This is a genomic window from Tenacibaculum sp. SZ-18 (assembly GCF_002813915.1).
Lineage (GTDB): Bacteria > Bacteroidota > Bacteroidia > Flavobacteriales > Flavobacteriaceae > Polaribacter.
This window is the reverse complement of sequence record NZ_CP019335.1, coordinates 1,272,259-1,294,690: the sequence shown is the minus strand read 5'-3', so window position 1 is coordinate 1,294,690 and position 22,432 is coordinate 1,272,259. Positions and strand designations below refer to the sequence as shown.

The 22,432-nt window shown below is 30.5% G+C and carries 19 protein-coding genes; 12 read left to right on the top strand and 7 right to left on the bottom strand.

What is annotated here, in order from left to right; translation table 11 throughout:
• The first annotated feature begins 75 nt into the window (after positions 1–75).
• The 3 genes from BTO06_RS05935 (at position 76) to BTO06_RS05925 (ending at position 3,030) form a co-directional block, all read left to right on the top strand.
• The gene (locus BTO06_RS05935) at positions 76–954 is read left to right on the top strand and encodes a UDP-2,3-diacylglucosamine diphosphatase (RefSeq protein WP_100924422.1); all 879 of its coding nucleotides are present in this window, start codon (positions 76–78) and stop codon (positions 952–954) included.
• Complete coding sequence (locus BTO06_RS05930) at positions 954–1,970, top strand: glycosyltransferase family protein (protein WP_100924421.1); 1,017 nt, start codon at positions 954–956, stop codon at positions 1,968–1,970. Before BTO06_RS05935 ends, BTO06_RS05930 begins: the two co-directional genes overlap by 1 nt.
• A gap of 130 nt (positions 1,971–2,100) precedes the next feature.
• Positions 2,101–3,030, top strand: a complete 930-nt coding sequence (locus tag BTO06_RS05925; protein ID WP_157811756.1) for a hypothetical protein — start codon at positions 2,101–2,103, stop codon at positions 3,028–3,030.
• Positions 3,031–3,034: 4 nt separating this feature from the next.
• Here BTO06_RS05925 and ung read toward each other — a convergent pair whose 3' ends face one another.
• The gene (gene ung / locus BTO06_RS05920; protein WP_100924419.1) at positions 3,035–3,700 is read right to left on the bottom strand and encodes a uracil-DNA glycosylase; all 666 of its coding nucleotides are present in this window, start codon (positions 3,698–3,700) and stop codon (positions 3,035–3,037) included.
• Positions 3,701–3,734: 34 nt separating this feature from the next.
• On the opposite strand from ung, the gene BTO06_RS05915 reads away from it, so the two are divergent.
• Complete coding sequence (locus BTO06_RS05915; protein WP_100924418.1) at positions 3,735–5,939, top strand: endonuclease MutS2; 2,205 nt, start codon at positions 3,735–3,737, stop codon at positions 5,937–5,939.
• Between the two features lie 138 nt (positions 5,940–6,077).
• Positions 6,078–6,689, top strand: coding sequence for a hypothetical protein (locus BTO06_RS05910; protein ID WP_100924417.1), 612 nt, complete (start codon positions 6,078–6,080; stop codon positions 6,687–6,689).
• 76 nt (positions 6,690–6,765) lie between these two features.
• Here BTO06_RS05910 and BTO06_RS05905 read toward each other — a convergent pair whose 3' ends face one another.
• Both BTO06_RS05905 and BTO06_RS05900 read right to left on the bottom strand, forming a co-directional pair.
• Complete coding sequence (locus BTO06_RS05905; protein WP_100924416.1) at positions 6,766–9,480, bottom strand: carboxypeptidase-like regulatory domain-containing protein; 2,715 nt, start codon at positions 9,478–9,480, stop codon at positions 6,766–6,768.
• A gap of 42 nt (positions 9,481–9,522) precedes the next feature.
• Positions 9,523–10,353 (bottom strand): GLPGLI family protein, encoded by an 831-nt coding sequence (locus tag BTO06_RS05900; RefSeq protein WP_100924415.1) that lies wholly within the window; start codon positions 10,351–10,353, stop codon positions 9,523–9,525.
• Positions 10,354–10,493: 140 nt separating this feature from the next.
• On the opposite strand from BTO06_RS05900, the gene BTO06_RS05895 reads away from it, so the two are divergent.
• Positions 10,494–11,750, top strand: coding sequence for a hypothetical protein (locus BTO06_RS05895; protein WP_100924414.1), 1,257 nt, complete (start codon positions 10,494–10,496; stop codon positions 11,748–11,750).
• 490 nt (positions 11,751–12,240) lie between these two features.
• Here the strand turns inward: BTO06_RS05895 and BTO06_RS05890 are convergent, their stop codons facing one another.
• Together BTO06_RS05890 and BTO06_RS05885 are read right to left on the bottom strand one after the other, a co-directional pair.
• Positions 12,241–12,465: a hypothetical protein gene (locus BTO06_RS05890; RefSeq protein WP_100924413.1), complete on the bottom strand. Its 225-nt coding sequence runs from the start codon at positions 12,463–12,465 to the stop codon at positions 12,241–12,243.
• Complete coding sequence (locus tag BTO06_RS05885; protein WP_100924412.1) at positions 12,452–13,852, bottom strand: MATE family efflux transporter; 1,401 nt, start codon at positions 13,850–13,852, stop codon at positions 12,452–12,454. Before BTO06_RS05885 ends, BTO06_RS05890 begins: the two co-directional genes overlap by 14 nt.
• A gap of 79 nt (positions 13,853–13,931) precedes the next feature.
• Between BTO06_RS05885 and tpx the strand changes: the two genes are divergently transcribed.
• The 6 genes from tpx to ribB all read left to right on the top strand — a co-directional run bounded on the left by tpx (position 13,932) and on the right by ribB (position 20,664).
• A complete protein-coding gene (tpx, locus tag BTO06_RS05880; protein ID WP_100924411.1) occupies positions 13,932–14,429 on the top strand; it encodes a thiol peroxidase in 498 nt (165 codons plus the stop codon).
• Entirely contained in the window at positions 14,430–14,813 is a 384-nt protein-coding gene (locus BTO06_RS05875) for a diacylglycerol kinase (protein ID WP_100924410.1), read from the top strand. It begins immediately after the preceding gene.
• Between the two features lie 38 nt (positions 14,814–14,851).
• The gene (locus tag BTO06_RS05870; protein WP_100924409.1) at positions 14,852–17,287 is read left to right on the top strand and encodes an FtsK/SpoIIIE family DNA translocase; all 2,436 of its coding nucleotides are present in this window, start codon (positions 14,852–14,854) and stop codon (positions 17,285–17,287) included.
• 26 nt (positions 17,288–17,313) lie between these two features.
• A complete protein-coding gene (locus BTO06_RS05865) occupies positions 17,314–17,967 on the top strand; it encodes a LolA family protein (protein WP_100924408.1) in 654 nt (217 codons plus the stop codon).
• Positions 17,968–18,066: 99 nt separating this feature from the next.
• Entirely contained in the window at positions 18,067–19,515 is a 1,449-nt protein-coding gene (locus BTO06_RS05860; RefSeq protein WP_100924407.1) for an LptF/LptG family permease, read from the top strand.
• A gap of 6 nt (positions 19,516–19,521) precedes the next feature.
• Positions 19,522–20,664 (top strand): 3,4-dihydroxy-2-butanone-4-phosphate synthase, encoded by a 1,143-nt coding sequence (gene ribB, locus BTO06_RS05855; RefSeq protein WP_100924406.1) that lies wholly within the window; start codon positions 19,522–19,524, stop codon positions 20,662–20,664.
• A gap of 34 nt (positions 20,665–20,698) precedes the next feature.
• On the opposite strand, the gene BTO06_RS05850 is transcribed toward ribB, so the two are convergent.
• Positions 20,699–21,631 (bottom strand): NAD(P)H-dependent flavin oxidoreductase, encoded by a 933-nt coding sequence (locus BTO06_RS05850; protein WP_100924405.1) that lies wholly within the window; start codon positions 21,629–21,631, stop codon positions 20,699–20,701.
• Between the two features lie 10 nt (positions 21,632–21,641).
• On the bottom strand, positions 21,642–22,412 hold the full coding sequence (locus tag BTO06_RS05845) for a hypothetical protein (RefSeq protein WP_100924404.1): 771 nt from the start codon (positions 22,410–22,412) through the stop codon (positions 21,642–21,644).
• Positions 22,413–22,432 lie beyond the last annotated feature (20 nt).

Sequence of the window (22,432 nt, the reverse complement as noted above, 5' to 3'; positions counted from 1 at the left end):
ACAAATTAATTACCCAAATAATGTTTTCAAGCTAAACCGTGATTAACTCAAATTGAAGACATGTAGAACTAAAGAATGAAAAAAAGTAAAAAACGTAAGCTAGATATTGTTGTAATATCGGATGTTCATTTAGGAACTTTTGGTTGTAGAGCAACAGAACTTCACAATTATTTAAAAACCATTAATCCGAAAACTTTAATTCTTAATGGTGATATTATAGATATCTGGCAATTCAATAAGCGTTACTTTCCAAAAGCTCATATGAAAGTGATTAAACAATTAATGTCTTTTATTACTTCTGGAACTAAGGTTTATTACATCACAGGAAATCATGATGAAATGTTACGAAAATTCAAAGGTTTTCGATTGGGGAGTTTTGAAATCGTGAACAAAGTTGTACTCGATATAGATGGTAAAAAAGGATGGTTTTTCCATGGAGATATTTTTGATGTTACCATGCAACATTCAAAATGGTTAGCAAAACTTGGAGGAATCGGTTATGATTCTCTAATAATGTTAAACACTGGTGTTAACTGGATTAGTGAAGCTTTAGGATACAATCGTTTATCATTTAGTAAAAAGATTAAAAACAGTGTTAAAAGTGCTGTTAAGTTTATCAATAATTTCGAGACTACCGCTTCTGATATTGCAATTGATAATGGTTATGAATATGTTGTTTGTGGTCATATTCATCAGCCAGAAATGCGAGTTATAAAAAATGAACAAGGAAAAACATTGTATTTAAATTCAGGTGATTGGATTGAAAATTTGACTGCGTTAGAATACAGCAATAAAGAATGGAAATTATATGAATATGAAAAAGATGAATTAGCAAAAAGAGTCCCTGAAACTATTGAAGTATCGAACGTAGAATTTGTAAAAGATGAACAAACTAATAGTCAGCTTTTTGAAGATTTACTTATGGAATTCAATATTAAAAAATCCTTCAAATAATGAGAATACTATACGCAATCCAAGGAACAGGAAATGGACACGCAAGTAGAGCGTTAGAAATTGTTCCGTATTTACAAAAACGGGCTGATGTTGACATTTTAGTCAGTGGATATCAATGTGAATTAAAATTTCCGTTTGAGATAAAATACAAACTTTATGGTTTGAGTTTTATTTTCGGTAAAAAAGGCGGTGTAGATTTGTGGGAAACTCTGAAAAAGACAAAATTCAGAAAACTTTGGAAAGAAATTAAATCTTTACCTATTAAGGAATATGATTTAGTAATTAATGATTTTGAGCCTGTTTCTGCTTGGGCTTGTAAACTGAGGAATGTTCCTATTATTTCATTGAGCCATCAAAACGCAGTAGCCGATGAAAAAGCTCCTAAATATGGAAGTTTCAAGTTTGAAAAGCTAATCTTGAAATATTACGCCCCAGCTAGAAATAAATTCGGTTTTCACTTTAAAACGTATTCTTCTGCGACTTTCTTACCTATTATCAGGAAAGAAATCCGACATAAGAATATTACAAAAAAAGAACATTACACCGTGTATTTACCTGCTTACGGTGACAAAAAGCTAATTAAGATACTTTCTCAATTCAAAAAAGTAAAATGGGAAGTGTTCTCAAAACACACCAATCAATTTCAGTTACATAATAATGTAATTATTCGTCCGATTGACGGAAAAGAATTCATAAAAAGTATTGCCTCCTCACGTGGCATATTCTGTGGCGCAGGATTTGAAACACCGGCAGAGGCTTTGTTTTTACGTAAAAAACTAATGGTTATTCCAATGAAAAACCAATATGAACAACAATGCAATGCTTTGGCTTTAAAAGAAATGGGAGTTCCTGTATTAAAAAAACTCAACAAAAAACAATTACCAAAAATTGAGAAATGGATAAAGTCTGATAAAATAGTAGAAGTAAATTATCCTGATGTAACAGAAGATATATTAGATGCGATTACACTGCCCTATTATAATCAAACAATTTTACCTCAAATTGCAATGGAATAAAATTCAAAACTAAATTTTCTTATTACCAAAATAACATTTCTTATACCCAAAAAATACACTCTCATAGTTTTGAAGAATAACTTTCTTTTGTGAAATCAATAAGTTTGATTGAATTTAAAAGTCCATCAAAATGAAATCAACTATTAGTATTTTCACATTTTACTGCTTTTTGTTTTTGTGTTTTTTTAATGTACAATCACAAAACAATTACGACGTAAATAAAACTGGATATATAAGTTTAAGTATCGCGAACAGTACATTACCTCATAAAAGTAAACAACAAATTTCATTGTATGGTTGTAACACCAGCATTATCATCGATAGTGGTAAAATTGTTAGCCCGAGATATAAAGACGGTATAATTTCAGTAAAAAAACAGAATGGTTTTAGCTGGAATACCAAAAACCAAGAAGTCTCTGGAATTCCTTTTGGACATCAAAAAAATAAATCTAAAAAAAAGAAGTTTAAAGACTTTTACGTTTCTAAATATTATATCTCGTCTCCTCCAGTTGTGAAAAAATCGAAGACTGGTAATAAAGATAACGATATATATGATATTGGATTAATTACTCCTGACAACTTCACTTTTGACGGTTTAAATCCTAATCAACTTGTGTACCTAGATTATTCCATACTTAAAGAAACCCATATTGATTACATTCCTGTTCATTATGATGATTCATTCGATAAGTTAAACGTTTATTTAATTCCATTTAAAGTGGAATCTCCTGACTTTCCTTGGAGGAACACTAGGATCATTAAAAACGCAAAAGGTGCTTCTGGAGTTGGAGCTTTGAATAAAAAAGATAACATCAATAAATTATTCTTACCCTATAATTACATCAATAAAGAAAAGAAGCATTTACAATTCAACGTAACTATTTTGAACGATATCTTACTTGATCATAAAATATTCTTCATGGTTGATGGTAAAAAAAGAGAAACTCTCAACTTGAATGAATACTACAAAAAGTACGGTAAAAAGAAAATAGTTTTAAAGGTAGTAAGACGCAAAAAGCCACCATGTGGATGTTTACCTCCAAAAGCTAAAAAACACTAATACTTTACCAATTTATAACCGATATTTTTTTGCGAGACAAGATCTCATTGGTTTGCGAAAAATGTTTATTTCCAAACCAGTAACCTCGATTTGCACTTAAAGGCGAAGGATGCCCTGAAGTTAACACATAATGTTTTTTCTTGTCAATCTTCGCTCCTTTTTTCTTCGCATAACCTCCCCAAAGTAAAAACACTACATCTTCTTTTTGCTGAGAAATAGAAGCGATTACTGCGTCTGTAAATTGCTCCCAACCTTTCTTTTGATGACTTCCCGCTTCATGAGCTTTTACAGTTAAGGTTGCATTAAGTAATAAAACTCCTTGTTTTGCCCAACGAGATAAATCTCCAGATTCTGGATATGCAATTCCCAAATCAGTTTCAATCTCTTTAAAAATATTAATTAAAGAAGGTGGATGTGAGATTCCATCATGAACTGAAAAACAAAGTCCATTTGCTTGACCAACTCCGTGATAAGGATCTTGCCCGATGATAACCACTTTCACATCGTCAAATGAACAGAAATTAAAAGCAGCAAATACATTCGATTTATCAGGATAACAAGTAAAATTTGCATACTCTTCATTAACAAATTCTGTTAAGTTTTGAAAATAAGGCTTTTCAAATTCTGGTTGTAAAATATGTTTCCAACTTTCCGCGATATTTCCTTGCATTCTTGTTATTTTTGTTCTTCTCAAAAATAGGAAATTGAAAAAAAATATATCAGAAAAAACATTACAAGATTTAGAGTTTGCAACCGTTTTAGAACAAGTAAGTGAGTTTTGTATTTCAGAACTTGGTAGAAATGCCGTTTCTAATATTGCACCGTATGGAGATACTGAAGAATTGTTTTTTGAATTACAGCTAGTTAATGAATATTTGGCATCATTTCAAAATGAGAATAGAATTCCAAATCATGGTTTTGACAACATTACAGAATCTATTAAAAGACTCAATATTGAAAATAGTTATCTCGAACCAGAAGCTTACTTAAAAATCGCTTCTGTTTCAGAAACTGTGAATGAACAGAAGAAATTCTTAAAAAAATTCAAAGAATATTATCCTTCTCTTTTCAATTTAAGTGAAGAAATTGAATTCACAACTTTCGTTTCGGATGCTATTGGAAAAATCATCACTTCTTATGGAGAAATAGCAGATAACGCCTCTCCTACTCTAAAACAGATTAGAAAAAATATTAATTCTGTAAGAGGAAAAATATCAGGTAGTTTTTCTAAAGCTTTAGGAAGTAGTTTAGCAAGTGGATATTTAGATGACATTAAAGAATCAATCATTGATAATCAGCGTGTTTTAGCTGTTTTGGCGATGCATCGTAGAAAAGTAAAAGGAAGTTTATTAGGATCTTCGAAATCAGGAAACATAGTTTATATAGCTCCGCAAGCAACTCTCTCTTTTAGTCGAGAATTACAAAATCTACTTTATGAGGAAAAACAAGAAGTTATTAAGATTTTAAGGACTTTAGCAGAAGAAATTAGACCATTTACACCTTTATTAGAAGAATATATTTCATTTCTAATTCATTTAGATCTAGCCGCCGCCAAAGCAAAATATGCACAAGCTATCAATGGATTATTGCCTAAAATTACAAAAGAGAAGAAAATCTATTTCCGAGATGCATATCATCCAATATTATGGAGAAAGAATAACGAGCAAGGAATTGATACTATTTCTCAAACGTTAGCTTTAAATGAAAAACAGCAAATCATTGTAATTTCCGGCCCAAATGCTGGAGGAAAAAGTATTACATTAAAAACCATTGGATTATTACAAGTAATGCTTCAAAGTGGAATATTGATTCCAGTTCACGAAAGAAGTGAAACTAGTTTGTTCAATACTATATTAACAGATATTGGAGATAACCAATCTATAGAAAACCAATTAAGTACTTATAGTTATCGATTGAAAAACATGCGTTATTTCTTAAGAAAATGTAACGATCGAACGTTATTCTTAATTGATGAGTTCGGAACTGGTTCTGATCCTGAATTAGGAGGAGCTTTGGCTGAAATATTTTTAGAAGAGTTTTATGAGAAAAAATCTTTCGGAATTATAACTACGCATTATGCCAATCTAAAAGTATTAGCAAATGAATTGGAAAATGTAACGAATGCCAATATGCAATTTAATGAACGAACATTAGAACCAATGTATAAACTGTTTATTGGTCAAGCTGGAAGTTCGTTTACTTTTGAAGTTGCTCAGAAAAACGGAATTCCATTTAGCTTAATTAATAGAGCAAAAAAGCGAGTTGAAAGTGAAAAAGTTCGTTTAGATAAAACCATTTCTAAGCTTCAGAAAGAACGAAATAGGTTACAGAAAACTTCCGATACTCTGGAGAAGCAAAAATCTAAAGAACAAGAACATTTAGAAAGTTTACAAGAAAAAGAACTTAAGATTAGAGAAAAACTAGAAGGTTTCCAAGAGTTATATGATAACAACCAACGTATGTTATCTTTAGGAAGAAGACTCAACGAATTGTTGAATAAATACTTCCAAACGAATAATAAAAAGGAATTATCTACAAATTTCTTTAAATGGGTAGCTGCTGAAAAAACGAAATACACGAAACGTAATCCGCCTAAAAAGAAAACGAAAACAGAGAAAGTAAAAGAAAAAGAAATCGCTGAAAAACAAAAAGAAGCGATTAAAAAAGTAGAACAAGAAGTTTTACAAAAAGTTGTAAAAGTAAGAGAGGAGAAAAAACAAGAAGCGAAGAAAATCGCAAAGGCAAAAGCAGAATACGTTTTTAAAACTGGTGATCGTGTGCGCTTAGTAGATGGAAATGCTGTTGGTACAATTGATAAAATTGAAAAGAAAAACGCATTTATCAATTACGGTTTATTCACTACAAAAACTTCAATTGAAAAATTAGAATTAGTTCAGAGAGCGAAATAAGTTTATAATAAAGAATAAGAAACTATGGGAATTGATTTAGATTTATATGTTGATGTTGATAGTATCGAAAGTTCATATTTATCTTGACGATTTTTGGAAGAAATAATATTTGACTATTATCTCAAGTTTTCTTCATTTTTGAGTAAAAGTGAAATAGAAATTATTACTCCAAATTCTTATGGGGAAATCATTATTAACAGCGATAAATCAATTCCTACCAAAGAAAAAAGTAAAATTTTAAATCAAATCTCTGATTTACTCACGGGAAAATCCAATAAAAGAAGCTTTGATGAGTTAATTTCGAAATTTGTTAAAAAAAGTGAAAAACTAGAAGACAGAGAAAGAAACCCATTAAAGCTTAAAAACGTATTGCAAAAAGTAGAAAATCAATTAATATCTGAATACCACAAACTACCTTTAGTGCATTTACTTTACGATGAAAATGATTTAGAGAATGAAATTTTATCTATAAAAATTAATGACATTGAAGCTTCAATTGAAGGTGATTTATACTTTGAAGATAATTACGAATTTCTAAGAGAGAAAATTCAAATAAAAAGCTATTCAGAGGATTATGGAAAAATAGACTTGTTATTAGATGTTACTCCGACAGTGGAAATAAACAATAAAAATTACATTATAAAAACACTATCTAAAGCAGAACAATTTAAATCTGAATTTCAACTTTGTTATACGTTTTTAAATGAAGCTATTTCTAATCGGAAAAAAATTCTTTGGGAATTTGAATAAAAAAAGCTGCCCTATTTGGGCAGCTACTTAGGCCTGAGTTTTCATTAATTCAAATAAATAAACCAATATTTTTAGTTTATAAGTTATAAACAAACCTAAATGTTATAAATCGGGGTTGGATGAATGTTTCAGAACTAAATACTGAAATGTTATTCGCACTATTTCGCACCTGGGAATCAATATCTAATAAGTTGGTGGCTTTGATTTCATATTCCCATTTTGCGTCTCTATCTTTCCTGTACGATATGGTTGCATCCCAATTTTGGAATGACTGTGAGTTTCCGTCTCCTAAATCTTGATTTGTATACGTATAATTTGTTCTAAACGTTACAGATTTCCATAAATAAGCATCAAATTCAACCGATGGAGCGTTTGTTATAAAAGTAGTTTTTCTGCTTCCTTGGTTATTATTAGTAACGCTATATCTATATCTAAAACTTACATTTGGAGCTTCTAAATAATTTGTTCTTACTCCTGGTGTATATGTTTGTGTAAATCCTTCATTTAAAGACTGAATTCCTTGAATAAACTGATTAATTTTGCTGTAGTTCAAATTAACATTCAAACTTGTTCTAAATTTTCCAAATGTTCTTTGAACTCTACCAAAAAGATTAACATTTTCATCTGCAAAATTTGAATTGAAAAATGTACTGGTTCGAATTACATTTTCGAATGTAGTTAAACTTCTAATTTGATCGATATTACTTGAATAGGAAGCTCTAGCAAATACGTTTGTATAATTGAACAAATTAAAACTACTGTAAAATAAACTTAAATTGTGAGATAATGCATTCTGCAATTCTGGCTCTCCAAACTGAATACTATTGAAGTTATTAAAAACCAAAGCTTCAGCTAAACGAGTTACATCAGTAAACTGATTTCTCATCTCGTATCTAAAAGTTAAAGCTTCGCTTTTCTTAAATTGAATTCTTGTTTCAAAATCTGGTAAAATTCTAAAGAAATCTTCTCCAAATTCCTGACCAAATTGTGTATTTTGATTTCCATAAGCGTGCAATGAAAATCCTGAAGTTATGGTAAATTTTCCGGCTTTCAATCGGTAATGAACTCCTAAATAAATATCACTGAAATTGTATTCAATATCGTTAACAATTTTAGAGTCATTAATTATTGGAGTTGGATTAAAAGCAGTACCGTCGTTCAAAAATTGAAAGATATTAGAATTGAATTTTTGACTACTAATAATGGTTCCAAGTGTTAGGTTGATATTACTTTTTGTATTAATCAAATTATAGTAATCTAATTTCGCGTCCAATTGGTTCGATTTTATTCTTCTATTTTGATTAATGTTATAATTATCCTGAGTAGTATCCAATCCTAAAGCATCCGCAGTGGAATCAAAAGGATCTGTGTTTCCTGCTGTATTAGTCAAAACCGCATTATAGAAAGGGTCTTCATTTTTGATTAAATGTTGAGCTTCAAAAGCGAAAATATTGGTTTCATCTAATGTATAGTAATAATTCAAGTTTTGATTTATACTGTAAGGCGTTACCTCATCTAATTGAGCTGTTGTACCTATGACAGATGAAAATAAATTTTGATCTTGGGTATCTTTTGAAATTCTACCAATTATATCATAATCAACTTGATTGTTTACATTTGGTTTATAAGAAGCACTTAACTTCACTAAACCTTGGTCTGATCTCTCTGTACTCGATTGATCTGTTCGTTCATCAGGAATACCAAGTTCTTGATTCGTGTATTGAACAAAACTGGTTTCTCTAGATAAAATCTTACTGTTGTTGTAAATAACAAATCCGCTTAAGTCTAATGTTGATTTGGGAGAATAACTAAAGTTTGCAGTTGCTAAGTTATTCTCAATCTTTAATGCATTATTCTGACTTGTAAGAAAGTTTAGACTGTTATCCCCAAGATTAATACTTGTTCCACTGCTTCTACTAGGAGCTCTGAATCCACCTCCGAATCCACGAATATCACGTCTATTTAAAGCTACTTCACCAATATTATTTACATCTCCAATAAAATTAATACTGTATTTCGGGCTATAATAAAAGAGTTTTGGTTGTACTAGGTATAATCCCTCATCTGGAGAAGAACCTCCCCCAACAGTAACATTTCCAAACCAAAAGTTTTCTTTTCCTTTTTTTAACTTGATATTTAATGCAACATTATCTTGATTATTACGTACGCTACTTAATTGTCCAACTTCAGCATAATTTCGAAGGACTTGAATTTTATCTACAGCATTTGAAGGAATATTTTTAGTGGCTAGTTTTGTATCACCGTCGAAAAAATCTTTACCATTTACCATAAGTTTATTTACAACTTTTCCTTCTACCTCAACTTGTCCATCTTCATTAATTTCAACTCCAGGTAATTTTTCAAGCACATCTTCAAGTTTTCGCTCTGTCCCGTTTTTGAAAGAATCTGCATTATAAATTAACGTGTCACCTTTAATCGTTACTGGCATTTCATAAGTTATCTCAACCTCGTCTAATGAATTATCTGGCTGTAGTATAAAATCTTTTGTAAGATTATTTTCTTTAACAGAAATAACCTGTTCATAAGTTTTCATTCCTATAAAACTTATTTGAATCTTGTAACTGTTATTCTTTTTAAGTTTTAAAGAATAGGTGCCTTTTTCATCAGTAATTCCGTAGGATTCTAAGGCACTTGTTTCTTGGTTTATGGCGATAATATTGGCTAAATCTAATGGATTTTTCAGTGTATCTCTAACCACTCCTTTCATTGTTATCTGACAGAAAATACTGTTCATTGCAAGAAGGAAAAGTAGCAACGTAATTTTTTTCATATTGATTAATTTGATTTGATGAGTCCGAGTTTTAACTACTTGTTATCTTCTTCTTCTACCTCGGTTATTTCTCATTTCAATCATCTTTCCTTTGATAACTTCTTGATATGCTACTTTTGTTATTTCTTTACCTTTCTCAGGTGCTATAATTTCAATTTTATCTTTTGGATTAATCACCACCTTAGAACATAACATAACTCGATTACCTGCAGTAACTTCCAATATTAATCCTGGTAATCCCCAATATTCGCCTGGACCATGACTTACAGGTATTTGTGGAGTATACCAAGCCTCTACAGTAGTCATTTCAATTTTTGGCTTAATATCATTTCCTAAAGAATCTTTTTTCACTTCTGCTTTTCTAAGATCGCTCCATGAAAAGTCATACCATGTTAATTCTTTCGTAGGTAAAACCGCAGTTGCCTTAAAGCACAAATAGTTTCCTATTTTTTTTGATTCTTTTTCAATTTTCCAATTAATTTTTTGCAAGGCATCTTTAACTAAAAAGCGTTTGCCATAAAATTCTTGACTCTGTACCAATTCATTATCTTGTACATTTTTATATTGGTCTCCTTGAGAAAAGTTCTTCCCCCATGAATCAGTTGCTCCCGAAATTGCATCAATTTTTTCTTCTTCCTTGAAAAAAGACTCTTTTTTGTTGAAGTTTAAAACGTATTCTTTCTCCAACCTGTTTTTTAAACGAGCTTTGATCTGTTTTTTTTGCGCTTCACTCATTCTTGCTCCCCATCTGCCTAACTCCATTTTAGCTTTTGAAAAATAAATAGCCATACCCTGAAATTGTTGTACTTCTTCTGGTTTTGTGAACCCTAAAACAAGTAGAACCGCAAGGGATTTTAATAGTAAAGATTTCATAATTTGTTAGTTTTGTTTAACAAATATATGTATTAAGTGAACAAAAATAGATTTTTTATTAAAGTTTTAACATTCCCTTGATTAAAGTATATAGTTTTAATCCTCCTTAAAAAAATTATATTCGCAAAAACAATCAACCAATGGAAAACTCTGAAAAAGCTAAATCTAAGCTATGGCTACAACGTTTAAAAGACGAAAGTTGGGAAGCTGAATTATTAGTATCTGCCGTAGCAGTATTCGGGACTTTCAAGTTATTTGTAATTATTAATTGGATAACAAATGTTTTTATAAACATTCTTAACCCTAAATTATATTCTTTTGCTTTCTTAATTGTATTTTTTGGGCTATTTGGAATAAGCATATTAGCGGCAATGTTTGTAATTCACTTTTGCCTAAGAGCTTATTGGATAGGGTTGGTTGGTTTAAATTCTGTATTTCCTGACTATAGTATTGAAGATAGCGCGTATTCTAAAATTTACACTGAAAAAATTGTATCTGTTTTACCTAAAGTGAAGGACTCAATTGAAAAAGTTGATGAGTTATGTAGTGTAATATTTTCGGTAGCATTTACTTTTCTTTTAATTTACACAAATACTGCAATCATATTTAGTATTTACTTATTTGTTTACAATGGCTTGATCGATTCAGTTCCTTCTTATTTATTATTGATACCTATATATGCATTTATTGCTATTTTAATAATACAAACAGTTATTGGCATTCTTGCAAATCTTAAGATCAACCATAATAAAGCTAAACTTCAAATAATAGCTTTTAAAACAAATAAAATAGCTTCAATTATTATGTTCGGACCGTTAAATAAATCTATACTTCAAATTAGTATGGTTTTTGGCTCTAACTTTAAAAAGAAAAAAAAACTTGTATATCTTTTAATAGTGTTTTTAATTTTTGGAAGTTTAGTTGCAAGTTACCAAATGAAGAATACCAATATTGATTACATGGCAAATAATTCTAGATATTTTAAGAAAACCATTATCTCACCTACTTTCTACAAAACAAATAATGAGAATAATGATTATTTGCTTAATCCAGAAATTGATGCTGATATCATTACTAAAAAACTGCTGAAAGTTTTCATTCCAATATTTAAATATGAACATAAAACATTGGCTAAGCTTTGTGGTCACGATAATAAAAAATTAAGTAAAGCAGAAAGTAATGAAGCTAATAGAATTTGCTACACCGAATATTTGACCGTAAAGGTTAACGAGAACACTATTTCACCTGATTATTTAACTGTTAAACATGAAAGAACCAATCAATTAGGAGCAGTTTTTTATCTTAAAACTGAAAAATTTAAAGGTGGTAAAAATATAATTTCAATTTCAAAAAAAGAAAACCCTTTCTGGGAATTCCCATTCTTTTTAGAAAAATAGACAACATGTCTATTTTTTATTGCTCATTTCACTATGAAAAGAGATTTCAGAAAATATTTTACTAATACGGTTTCTAATCTATTCTAATTCAATTAATATAACCCTTAAAAAATTACTTGTTGTAATTTCTTCTACTGAAATAAATAGAACTAATTTGTAAAATCTCTAAAATTAAAACAAGATATTTGTTTGGTGTATTAACATTACAGTCCTACTCTATTTTTTTAGTATTTATTTTAATTAGTGGGAATAACAAGTTTATCATACTCCAACAAAACAAAGATTTTCCAATTTTTAAAAAGTATTACCAGAAGAGATTATTACTTTCTGGAACTAAAAAATCTTCCAAGTATGGCAAATAAATGGAGGGACCTGTACGGAGTGTTTTTAATGCGGTAAATAAAATTAAAAATATAAACCAATCTCTAATTACTGGAGGAAAAGTGAGCGAAAAAAGAAAAGTTAGATTGTAAAAATCTAATCTTTTTATTTATTCAAGACCTTCCATTTCTAAGTCATAAAACTTTCCTGCCTGTTCTATCAAACTTTCAAGCTCATTTGCTAATTCTTGTTCATTCTCTCCTTCTAAGTCCTCAAACCATTCTACTGAATCATCTTTCAAATTGATTAAAAACCTCGGATATTCAGTATGTAATACAAAAATATCTTCTGGATGATTGCTATTATCAGCTAATAAAAATTTAGGTAAGTTCATTATGTTTAGTATTAATCAATTTTTTTGTTAAATAATTAAAGCGCAAAAATAGTAATATTGATGCAGATGTTAATCCCGCTAAAAGTCCTAACCAAATTCCAAAGCTTCCATAAGCATCTTCTTTTCCTAAGAAATAACTCACAGGAAACCCTATCAGCCAATAAGCAATTAATGTAATTACTGTTGGAATAGCAACATCTTGTAATCCTCTTAAAGCTCCCAGCACCATTACTTGTATACTATCACTAATTTGAAAAAAGGCTGCAGCTATGAGAAGTTTGGCAGCAATCTTTACAACTTCCATATTGTCAACAAAATTTTTAGCATCACTTAAGTCAACATATATATTTGGTAAATTTTTATGAAATAAAAAGAAAATTATTGCAAATCCTATTGCTAGTAGCACACCTAGAAAAAAAATCGAAAAAGCAATTCGTCTTAATTCAATATAATTTTGGAGTCCTTTTTGATTTCCAACTCTAACCATTGCTGCTACACTCAATCCCATAGCTACCATAAATGTCATCGAAGATAAGTTTAATGCTATTTGATTAGCTGCTTGTGGATTTTTTCCTAACAATCCACTTAACCAAATTGCAGCAGTAAAAATAGCCACTTCAAAAAACATTTGCATAGCGCTCGGTGCTCCTAAGTTTATAATCTTTTTGAGCATCTTACTATCTAGAACGAATATTTTAATGTTTGTTACCAACTTTTGAATTCTCTCTTTCTTTGTTAGTAACCACCATAAGTATAAAATCATTATAAATCGAGACAATAATGTTCCGTAAGCTGCACCAACAATTCCTAATTTTGGAAAGCCGAATTTTCCAAAAATCAAAAGATAGTTTAATATGACGTTGGCTACGTTTGCTACAATAGTAGCATACATTGGATAACGTGTCATCGACATTCCATCACTAAACTGTTTAAAAGCTTGAAATACTATTAAAGGAATTAGAGAAAAAGCTACCAAATTCAGATAAGGAATGGCTAACTCAACAACTTCATCAGGTTGCTTCATAAAATACAACAATGGTTTAGAAAATAATACCATTAAAAACATAAGAATCCCTAATGTTGTACATAAAAACAAACCATGTTTAAATGTAGATTTTGCTTCTTTAAAATTTTCTCCAGCATCTGCAGCTGCAATTAACGGGGTAATTGCTGTAGAAAAACCAATACCTAAAGACATTGCTATGAACATAAAACTATTACCCAAAGAAACTGCAGCTAATTGAGCTGTTCCTAGTTGACCAACCATAATGTTATCAATAAAACTCACAAAAGTATGTCCTAACATTCCCAACATTACTGGAGCTGCCAATTGCCAATTATACTTAAATTCGGATGTGTAATTTGTTAAATTCACAGAATAGTTCATTCAATTTAATAAGTAAGCGAAGATAGGCTAAAGTTGATATATTTTGGTTATTTTTGAGAGGAATAAAAAATCAAAAAACATGGCTACAGTAACACTCCAAGGGAGTAAAAGTAATACAAATGGAACATTACCAAACGTAAATTCCAAAGCTCCAGATTTTAATTTAGTTGCTACTGATTTATCCGTAAAATCATTAAGAGATTACAAAGGAAAAAAATTAGTCTTAAATATTTTTCCGAGTGTTGATACGGGTACGTGTGCAACTTCAGTTAGAAAATTCAATAAAGAAGCGGCTGAATTAGAAAACACAAAAGTACTTTGTATTTCTAGAGATTTACCTTTCGCACAAGGTCGTTTTTGTGGAGCCGAAGGAATCGAAAATGTTGAAATGCTATCTGACTTTGTTTCTGGAGACTTCGGTAAAAGTTATGGATTAGAATTTATTGACGGTCCATTAAACGGCTTACATTCTCGTTGTATTGTTGTAATTAATGAAAATGGTGAAATTACTCATACAGAACAAGTTCCCGAAATTGTTGATGAACCTAATTATGAAGAAGCTTTAAAAGCTTTATAAATGAATGAATACAAAGATGGTTTTATAAAAAGAAGACTTAAAGGAGTTAAATATGCTCTCAAAGGAATTCTTATTCTTGCAACCACTGAAGATAGTATTAAAGCCCAATTTTTTATTGGGCTTTTTGCCATTATCCTGGGATTTATTTGTAATATTTCGGCTACAGAATGGATGATTCAATTAACCGTTACGGGACTTGTTTTAGTTGCAGAAGCTTTAAATACGGCTGTTGAAAAAATTGCCGATTTTATTCATCCTGAGTATCATAACAAAATTGGAACTATAAAAGATGTTGCTGCAGGAGCAGCTGGCTTTGCGGCAATAATTTCCTTAATTGTGGGTTCTATGATATACATTCCAAAAATAATCGCGTTATTTTTGTAATATTTCTATATTTACCAGTCTAATTTTTTTTCAATTAAATGGCTAAAAAAAGCGTTTCAAAAAAGACAAAAAAAGTAACAAAACCATCTGTTTTTAAACAAATTTTAGATTTTTTTAAAAACAGGCAAACACAAACGATATTAGGAGCATTTTTCATTTTGTTTGCTGCTTTTTTGTGTATTGCTTTTATTTCTTTTTTCTTTTCATGGGAAGATGATCAAAGTATTCTTACTGAATTTTCTAACAAACAAATAAAAGCTAAAAATCTTTTAGGTAAAATTGGTTCTAGTTTAAGTCATATATTTATTTATAATGGTTTTGGTTTAGCAGCATTTATTCTACCTTTTCTTATTTTTTTGACCGGATTAAGCTTTTTATTCCAGACAGGAATTAAGAGTATTTTGTCTAAATGGAATTGGGGACTTTTTAATATGCTTTGGGTTTCTGTTGCTATAGGTTTTGTTGAGAAGAAATACGCACTTCTTTCTGGAGTTGTTGGTTTTGAATTAAATGAATATATCAGAACTTTTATCGGAAAAACTGGATTGGCTATTGTTTTAGCCTTCTTTTTGATTATGTATTTAGTTGTTCGCTTTAAACTAACTCCAGAAGGAATTAGTGAACGATTAAAACATAGAGAAAATGAAGAAATTGAAAACACTAAACAAAACGATAATACGACCATTATTGAAGCATCTGTAAAGGAAAATATAACTACAGAAAAAACTTTAGAAGATAAATCTGAATTCGAGTTATCTGTAGAAAATATGCAGCCAACTATCAGTGATCATTCAAATATTCCTAACAAAAAAGAAAATATAGAAAAAGGAGAAGATGTTTTACTTGATATCAAGAAAACTGAAAAATCTAAAGAAGAAGAAAGAGAGGTAACCATTGCAATTGAGCATATTGCTGAAGAAAAAAGTGTTACAGAAAATTTATCTGATCAATTGGTTAAAGATTTTGGAGAATTTGATCCAACGCTTGAATTAGGACAATTCAGGTTTCCTACGTTTAATTTACTAAAACAGTATAACGATAGTATTTCAATTGACCCAGAAGAATTAGAAGCTAATAAAAATCAAATTGTTGAAACTTTAAAGAATTATAAAATTGGAATTGATCAGATTAAAGCAACCGTTGGACCAACAATTACACTATATGAAATAGTACCAGAAGCTGGGGTTAGAATTTCTAAAATTAAAAACTTAGAAGATGATATTGCTCTGTCTCTTTCAGCTTTAGGAATTCGTATCATTGCACCAATTCCAGGTAAAGGAACCATTGGTATTGAAGTTCCAAATAAAAAATCCACAATAGTTTCAATGCATTCGGCGATTACTTCTAAAAAGTTTCAAGAAAGTCAAATGCAATTACCTTTAGCATTAGGAAAAACAATTTCGAACGAAACATTTGTAGTTGATTTGGCAAAAATGCCTCACCTATTAATGGCCGGAGCAACTGGTCAAGGTAAATCTGTTGGTTTAAATGCAATTTTAACTTCACTTTTATATAGAAAGCATCCTGCTGAAGTTAAGTTTGTTTTAGTTGATCCAAAGAAAGTCGAACTTACTTTATTTAATAAAATTGAGCGTCATTATTTAGCTAAACTTCCTGATAGCGAAGAAGCTATTATTACTGATACTTCAAAAGTTGTTAATACTTTGAACTCTTTATGTATTGAAATGGATAATCGTTACGACTTGTTAAAATCGGCAATGGTTCGAAACATAAAAGAATATAACACAAAGTTCAGAGCAAGAAAATTAAATCCTGAAAACGGACATCAATTTTTACCATATATAGTTTTGGTAATTGATGAGTTCGCTGATTTAATTATGACAGCGGGTAAAGAGGTAGAAACACCGATTGCACGCTTAGCGCAATTAGCTAGAGCAATTGGAATACATTTGATTGTTGCAACTCAACGTCCTTCTGTAAATGTAATTACGGGTATTATTAAAGCAAACTTTCCTGCTCGTATCGCCTTTCGAGTAACTTCTAAAATTGATAGTAGAACTATTTTAGATGCTCCTGGAGCAGATCAGTTAATTGGACGCGGAGATATGCTTTATTCAGGAGGAAATGATATTACACGCATTCAATGTGCATTTGTAGATACACCAGAAGTTGAAAAAATAACCGATTTCATTGGTTCTCAAAGAGCTTACCCTGAAGCACACTTATTACCTGAATATGTTGGTGAAGATAGTGGCACAAATCTTGATATAGACATTGCAGATCGTGATAAACTGTTTAATCAAGCAGCTGAAGTTATCGTTACAGCACAGCAAGGTTCGGCCTCTTTATTACAGAGAAAGCTAAAATTAGGTTATAATAGAGCTGGTAGATTAATAGATCAATTAGAAGCAGCAGGTATTGTGGGTCCATTTGAAGGAAGTAAAGCAAGACAAGTTTTAGTTCCTGATTTATTAGCTTTAGAACAATTATTAGAAAACGAGAAAACTAAATAGACCATTTTAACGAAAGGAAAATACATATGAGAAAAATAGGATTATTATTAATCGTACTGTTTGTAGGAATAAATGTAACAGCACAAGACACTTCAGCAAGAGCTAAAACGTTATTAGATGAAGTCTCTTCTAAAATGGGAGCATATAAAAATATGACAATTGGCTTTACCTCTACTCTAGTTAATGAAGAAGCTGGAATTACAAACGATCCACCAATTCGAGGTAGTATTATAATTGCTGGAGAAAAATATAATTTAGATTATTTAGGAAACAACTTCGTATTTAATGGTAAAAAACTTGTTGTTATTAATAAAGAAGAAAAGGAAGTTACAATTACCGATGGAGATTTAGAAGAGGAAGACGGATTTATTTACCCTTCTAAATTATTAACTTTTTATAAAGAAGGTTATAGCTATACAATGGGAACAACTCGAAATAATAAAGGTCGTAAAGTACAATATGTTGATCTCACACCTATTGATAGTAATTCAGACATTATAAAAGTCCAGTTAGGTGTTGATGCTAAAACCAAACACATTTATAAATTAATTCAAATTGGTTCAAATGGTGCGGTGACAACCTTTACAATAAACAAATTTAAAAGTGATCAGCCAATTTCAGAAAATTTGTTTTCTTTTAATAAATCGAAATACGAAAAACTAGGTTATTTAATAGATTAGCCATTTAAATAATATGTTTACAAAGTTTTGTTGATAGCTTTTTAGGCAATTAACAAAACTTTTGTGTTTATTATAATTAAGCTCATTACCTTTGTAATCGTGAAGCGACTCGATAAGTATATTTTAAAAAGTTTTTTAATTCCTTTCTTAGCAACCTTCTTTATCATACTTTTTGTTTTGGTAATGCAAGCACTTTGGCTAGCTTTCGATGATTTGGCCGGAAAAGGAATTAGTATAGGAATTATTCTAAAATTTTTATGGTACACCACACTTATTGTTGCGCCTCAAGCACTTCCAATTGGTGTTTTACTATCTTCAATTATGACATTGGGAAGCTTATCTGAAAACTATGAGTTCGCAGCAGCCAAATCAGCTGGTGTTTCTTTACAAAGAATGGTTCGTCCGCTTGTTTTCTTTGCCCTTATCATGAGTGGATTAAACTTTGTTTTCTTAAACTATGTTTATCCCTACGCAATTTTGAAACAAATTAATCTTAAAATTAATATTCGTAAAAAGCAACCGGCACTGGCTCTAGTTCCTGGGAGTTTTAATGCTGATATTCCTAACTATCAAATAAAATTTGATGAAAAGTATGGTAAAGAAAATAACCTACTAAAAAAAGTTTTAATTTATGATTTATCTGCAAAAAAGGGAAATAACAAAATCATTACTGCTGAAAACGGGGAATTAGTTTCTGAGGAAGGAAGCCGCTATATGACGTTAAAACTATATAATGGTCATTTTTATGAGCATCACGTAAATAATAAAACAGCTTATAAAGAACGCTTTAGAATGAAAGCTTCTTATGCTGATTTTGACGAGTATGAAATGAATATAGATATGGCATCTCTTCAAGATGATGACTTATTAAAAATTAAACATACTAGAAACTTTAATATGCTGAGTCTGAAGCAGCTTAAAGACACTCTACCGAGTTTAAAAGTTAGTTATGATGATTATGTGAGTTCTAGAGCAAAAAGTTTATACCGAAATAGTGAAGCAGAAAATCTCCGTCGATTACCTGATTCCTTAATTAATAAAAAACTTTCGAGCAATATTCTAGAGAATTTTGAACTACTAAAACAACGAGATGTTATTAATTCTGCCATTTCGAAAATTGATAGAACCATTAATAATTTTACTGCCAACAAGAACTCTTTTAAATACAGAAGAAAAGTATTGAATTTATATGATATTGAATTTTATAATCGAGTCGCATTTTCATTATCCTGTTTAATTCTTTTCTTTATTGGAGCTCCTTTAGGTTCCATTATTAGAAAAGGTGGAATGGGATTACCTATGATACTCGCCATTGGTATTTATGTTTTGTATTTCTTCACAAATACGTTTGGAAGAAATATGGCAGAAGAAAGTACATTATCTGCCATTGCAGGATCTTGGTTAGCTGTGACTATTATGTTACCTTTGGCATTAATCTTAACAATAAGAGCAACACAGGATAAAGGATTATTCGATATCAATGGTTTATTCCTAAAAATAAAAAGCTTTTTTATAAAAATACTTCCTAATAAAAGGAAAACATCATAAAAATCCATGACAACACAAACTAAGCAAAAGATTCAATTAAACACCATTGAAGAAGCAATCAATGATATTAGAGCTGGTAAAGTAATTATTGTAGTTGATGATGAAGATAGAGAAAATGAAGGAGACTTTTTAGCCGCAGCTGAAAAAGTAACTCCAGAAATGATCAACTTTATGGCAACTCATGGTAGAGGATTAATTTGTACACCTCTCACAGAAAAAAGATGTAAGGAATTGGAGCTAGGTATGATGGTTAACAACAATACCGATCCTATGGAAACTGCATTTACAGTTTCTATTGATTTAAGAGGAAGCGGTGTTACTACAGGAATTTCCGCCTCTGATAGATCTAAAACTATAGAAGCTTTAGTAAATAAAGACACGAAGCCTTTTGATTTAGCTCGACCTGGACATATTTTTCCATTAAAAGCTAAAGAAGGTGGTGTTTTACGTAGAACTGGACATACGGAAGCTGCCATCGACTTTGCTCGTTTAGCTGGGTTACAACCTGCTGGTGTTATTGTAGAAATCATGAATGAAGATGGAACAATGGCTCGTTTACCACAGTTGATTGAAGTTGCCAAAAAGTTTGATTTAAAAATTGTTTCCATTGAAGATTTAGTTGCCTATAGAATGGAACATGATTCTTTAATTGAAAAGAAAGAAGACTTTAATGTTCAAACACGTTTTGGTGAATTTAGACTAAGAGCGTATCAACAAACAACAAACAATCAAATTCATATTGCTTTAACCAAAGGTGCTTGGAGCAATAATGAACCTATTTTCACAAGAGTAAACTCTAATTTGGTTAATAATGACATCTTAGGAACTTTAACTAATGATGCTGACAAAAAGCTCGACAGAATGTTTAATGTGATTAACGAAGAAGGTCGCGGTGCAATTTTATTTATAAATCAGCAAAATCAATCCTTAAATCTTTTAAATAGATTAAAAGGACTGAAAGAAAATCAAGAAAACGGTGAAATGAAAGCTCCTGGAATTGCATTTGACAATAAGGATTTCGGTATTGGAGCTCAAATTTTACATGACTTAAATATCCACAAACTAAAACTCGTATCAAATACCAAACAAGAAAAACGTGTTGGTATGATTGGGTATGGATTAGAAATTGTAGATTATGTCAACTTTTAAATATAAAAAAAGAGCTTCGAATGAAGCTCTTTTTTTATAATAGACTTTTAACATCTTTATAATCAGAGATAATTTCTTCTAACACTTGTTTAGCAGGTTTTATTTTATGAATTAAACCCGCAACTTGTCCGATTTCTAATTCACCCTCTTCTAAATCTCCTTCAAACATTCCTCTCTTTGCTCTGGCTCTTCCCAGTAAAGTTTTAAGATCTTCTACCGATGAACCTTTTTGATATAACTCTTGCACATCATTGAAAAACTTATTTTTTACTAAACGTACTGGAGCTAATTCTTTTAATGTAAGATATGTATCTCCATCTTTTACTTTTACAATTGTATCCTTGAAAAGATCATGTGCAGAAGATTCTTCTGTGGCAGCAAATCTGCTTCCTATTTGAACTCCATCAGCTCCTAAAACCATTGCTGCTAGCATTCCTCTTCCCGTTCCTATTCCTCCAGCTGCGATAACAGGTATCTTTACTTGTTCTTTCACCATTGGTATTAAAGTAAACGTAGTCGTTTCTTCTCGACCATTATGACCTCCAGCTTCAAATCCTTCACAAACGACTGCATCCACTCCTGCTGCTTCGGCTTTTAAAGCAAACTTTACAGAACTCACCACATGAACAACTGTAATTCCTTTTTCTTTTAAAAAACTTGTCCAAGTTTTAGGATTACCAGCGGATGTAAAGACAATCTTTACTCCTTCCTCAACTATAATATCCATTATTTGTTCAATATCTGGATATAACATGGGTACATTAACCCCAAAAGGCTTTTTTGTTGCTCTTTTACATTTTTGAATATGCTCGCGAAGAACATCTGGATACATAGATCCTGCTCCAATTAATCCTAATCCACCTGCATTTGAAACCGCCGATGCTAATTTCCATCCTGATACCCAAATCATTCCACCCTGAACAACTGGATATTCAATATTAAAAAGTTCTGTGATTTTATTACTCAATGTTCAAATTTTAATGAATTAAATATAAAAAAAGTAACAGAACTGACAGAGATAAAAAGCAGAATATAAATATCGGTACTTGTACTATTTTAAACGAAAAATTGACAAAGCTCTCTAAAGTATCTGAAACCGAATTAATTGTATTAACATAAGAACTTAACACTTCATTCTTTGGATGATCTGGATTATTAACAAAATCATTAATCTTATCCTCTGAAAATTTTAATCGATCAGAAATCACAATTAATATTCGTTTGATTACACTACTTATTATAAATCCTATTAATGGAATTCGTCTTGCTATAACTTCACAAAATAATGGAATGGTAACAATATGTATAACACCTTTAAATAATAAAGAGAGAACTTCTTTTTTATTTTCCTCATTAATTTGGCTATTCACTTTGGATACATCTGATATAGATTGCTTTAAAATATCAAGAGAATAATCTGTTATTCCCCAAATATCCTTTTTCATTTTAAAAATTAGCAATACCAATCCAAATGAAATGCCAAAAAATAGAAAAAGAACAAAACCAATAGTTGCATATATAACATATTCGACATGAGCTAAATCAAAAATTTTAAAACCACTGAAATAAATAAACAGAATAAAAATTATTGGACGGATTACCCATGAAACTACATATTGAGGCAACAATATTAGTTCTGCAAAATTCTCCGCTACTTCTTCATTTCTATACTCACTTACATCAATACCAAGTTCATTCTTTATTTTTTCTTGTAATGCAGCTACATCTTTTTTACTTCTAACCTTCATAACTCTCCTTCACAGAAAAC

Bases quoted from the DNA above. Each gene is read 5' to 3' on its own strand.
- BTO06_RS05935 (WP_100924422.1), top strand. From the start codon at position 76: ATGAAAAAAAGTAAAAAACGTAAGCTAGATATTGTTGTAATATCGGAT.
- BTO06_RS05930 (WP_100924421.1), top strand. From the start codon at position 954: ATGAGAATACTATACGCAATCCAAGGAACAGGAAATGGACACGCAAGT.
- BTO06_RS05925 (WP_157811756.1), top strand. From the start codon at position 2,101: ATGAAATCAACTATTAGTATTTTCACATTTTACTGCTTTTTGTTTTTG.
- ung (WP_100924419.1), bottom strand. From the start codon at position 3,700: ATGCAAGGAAATATCGCGGAAAGTTGGAAACATATTTTACAACCAGAA.
- BTO06_RS05905 (WP_100924416.1), bottom strand. From the start codon at position 9,480: ATGAAAAAAATTACGTTGCTACTTTTCCTTCTTGCAATGAACAGTATT.
- BTO06_RS05900 (WP_100924415.1), bottom strand. From the start codon at position 10,353: ATGAAATCTTTACTATTAAAATCCCTTGCGGTTCTACTTGTTTTAGGG.
- BTO06_RS05895 (WP_100924414.1), top strand. From the start codon at position 10,494: ATGGAAAACTCTGAAAAAGCTAAATCTAAGCTATGGCTACAACGTTTA.
- BTO06_RS05890 (WP_100924413.1), bottom strand. From the start codon at position 12,465: ATGAACTTACCTAAATTTTTATTAGCTGATAATAGCAATCATCCAGAA.
- BTO06_RS05885 (WP_100924412.1), bottom strand. From the start codon at position 13,852: ATGAACTATTCTGTGAATTTAACAAATTACACATCCGAATTTAAGTAT.
- tpx (WP_100924411.1), top strand. From the start codon at position 13,932: ATGGCTACAGTAACACTCCAAGGGAGTAAAAGTAATACAAATGGAACA.
- BTO06_RS05875 (WP_100924410.1), top strand. From the start codon at position 14,430: ATGAATGAATACAAAGATGGTTTTATAAAAAGAAGACTTAAAGGAGTT.
- BTO06_RS05870 (WP_100924409.1), top strand. From the start codon at position 14,852: ATGGCTAAAAAAAGCGTTTCAAAAAAGACAAAAAAAGTAACAAAACCA.
- BTO06_RS05865 (WP_100924408.1), top strand. From the start codon at position 17,314: ATGAGAAAAATAGGATTATTATTAATCGTACTGTTTGTAGGAATAAAT.
- ribB (WP_100924406.1), top strand. From the start codon at position 19,522: ATGACAACACAAACTAAGCAAAAGATTCAATTAAACACCATTGAAGAA.
- BTO06_RS05845 (WP_100924404.1), bottom strand. From the start codon at position 22,412: ATGAAGGTTAGAAGTAAAAAAGATGTAGCTGCATTACAAGAAAAAATA.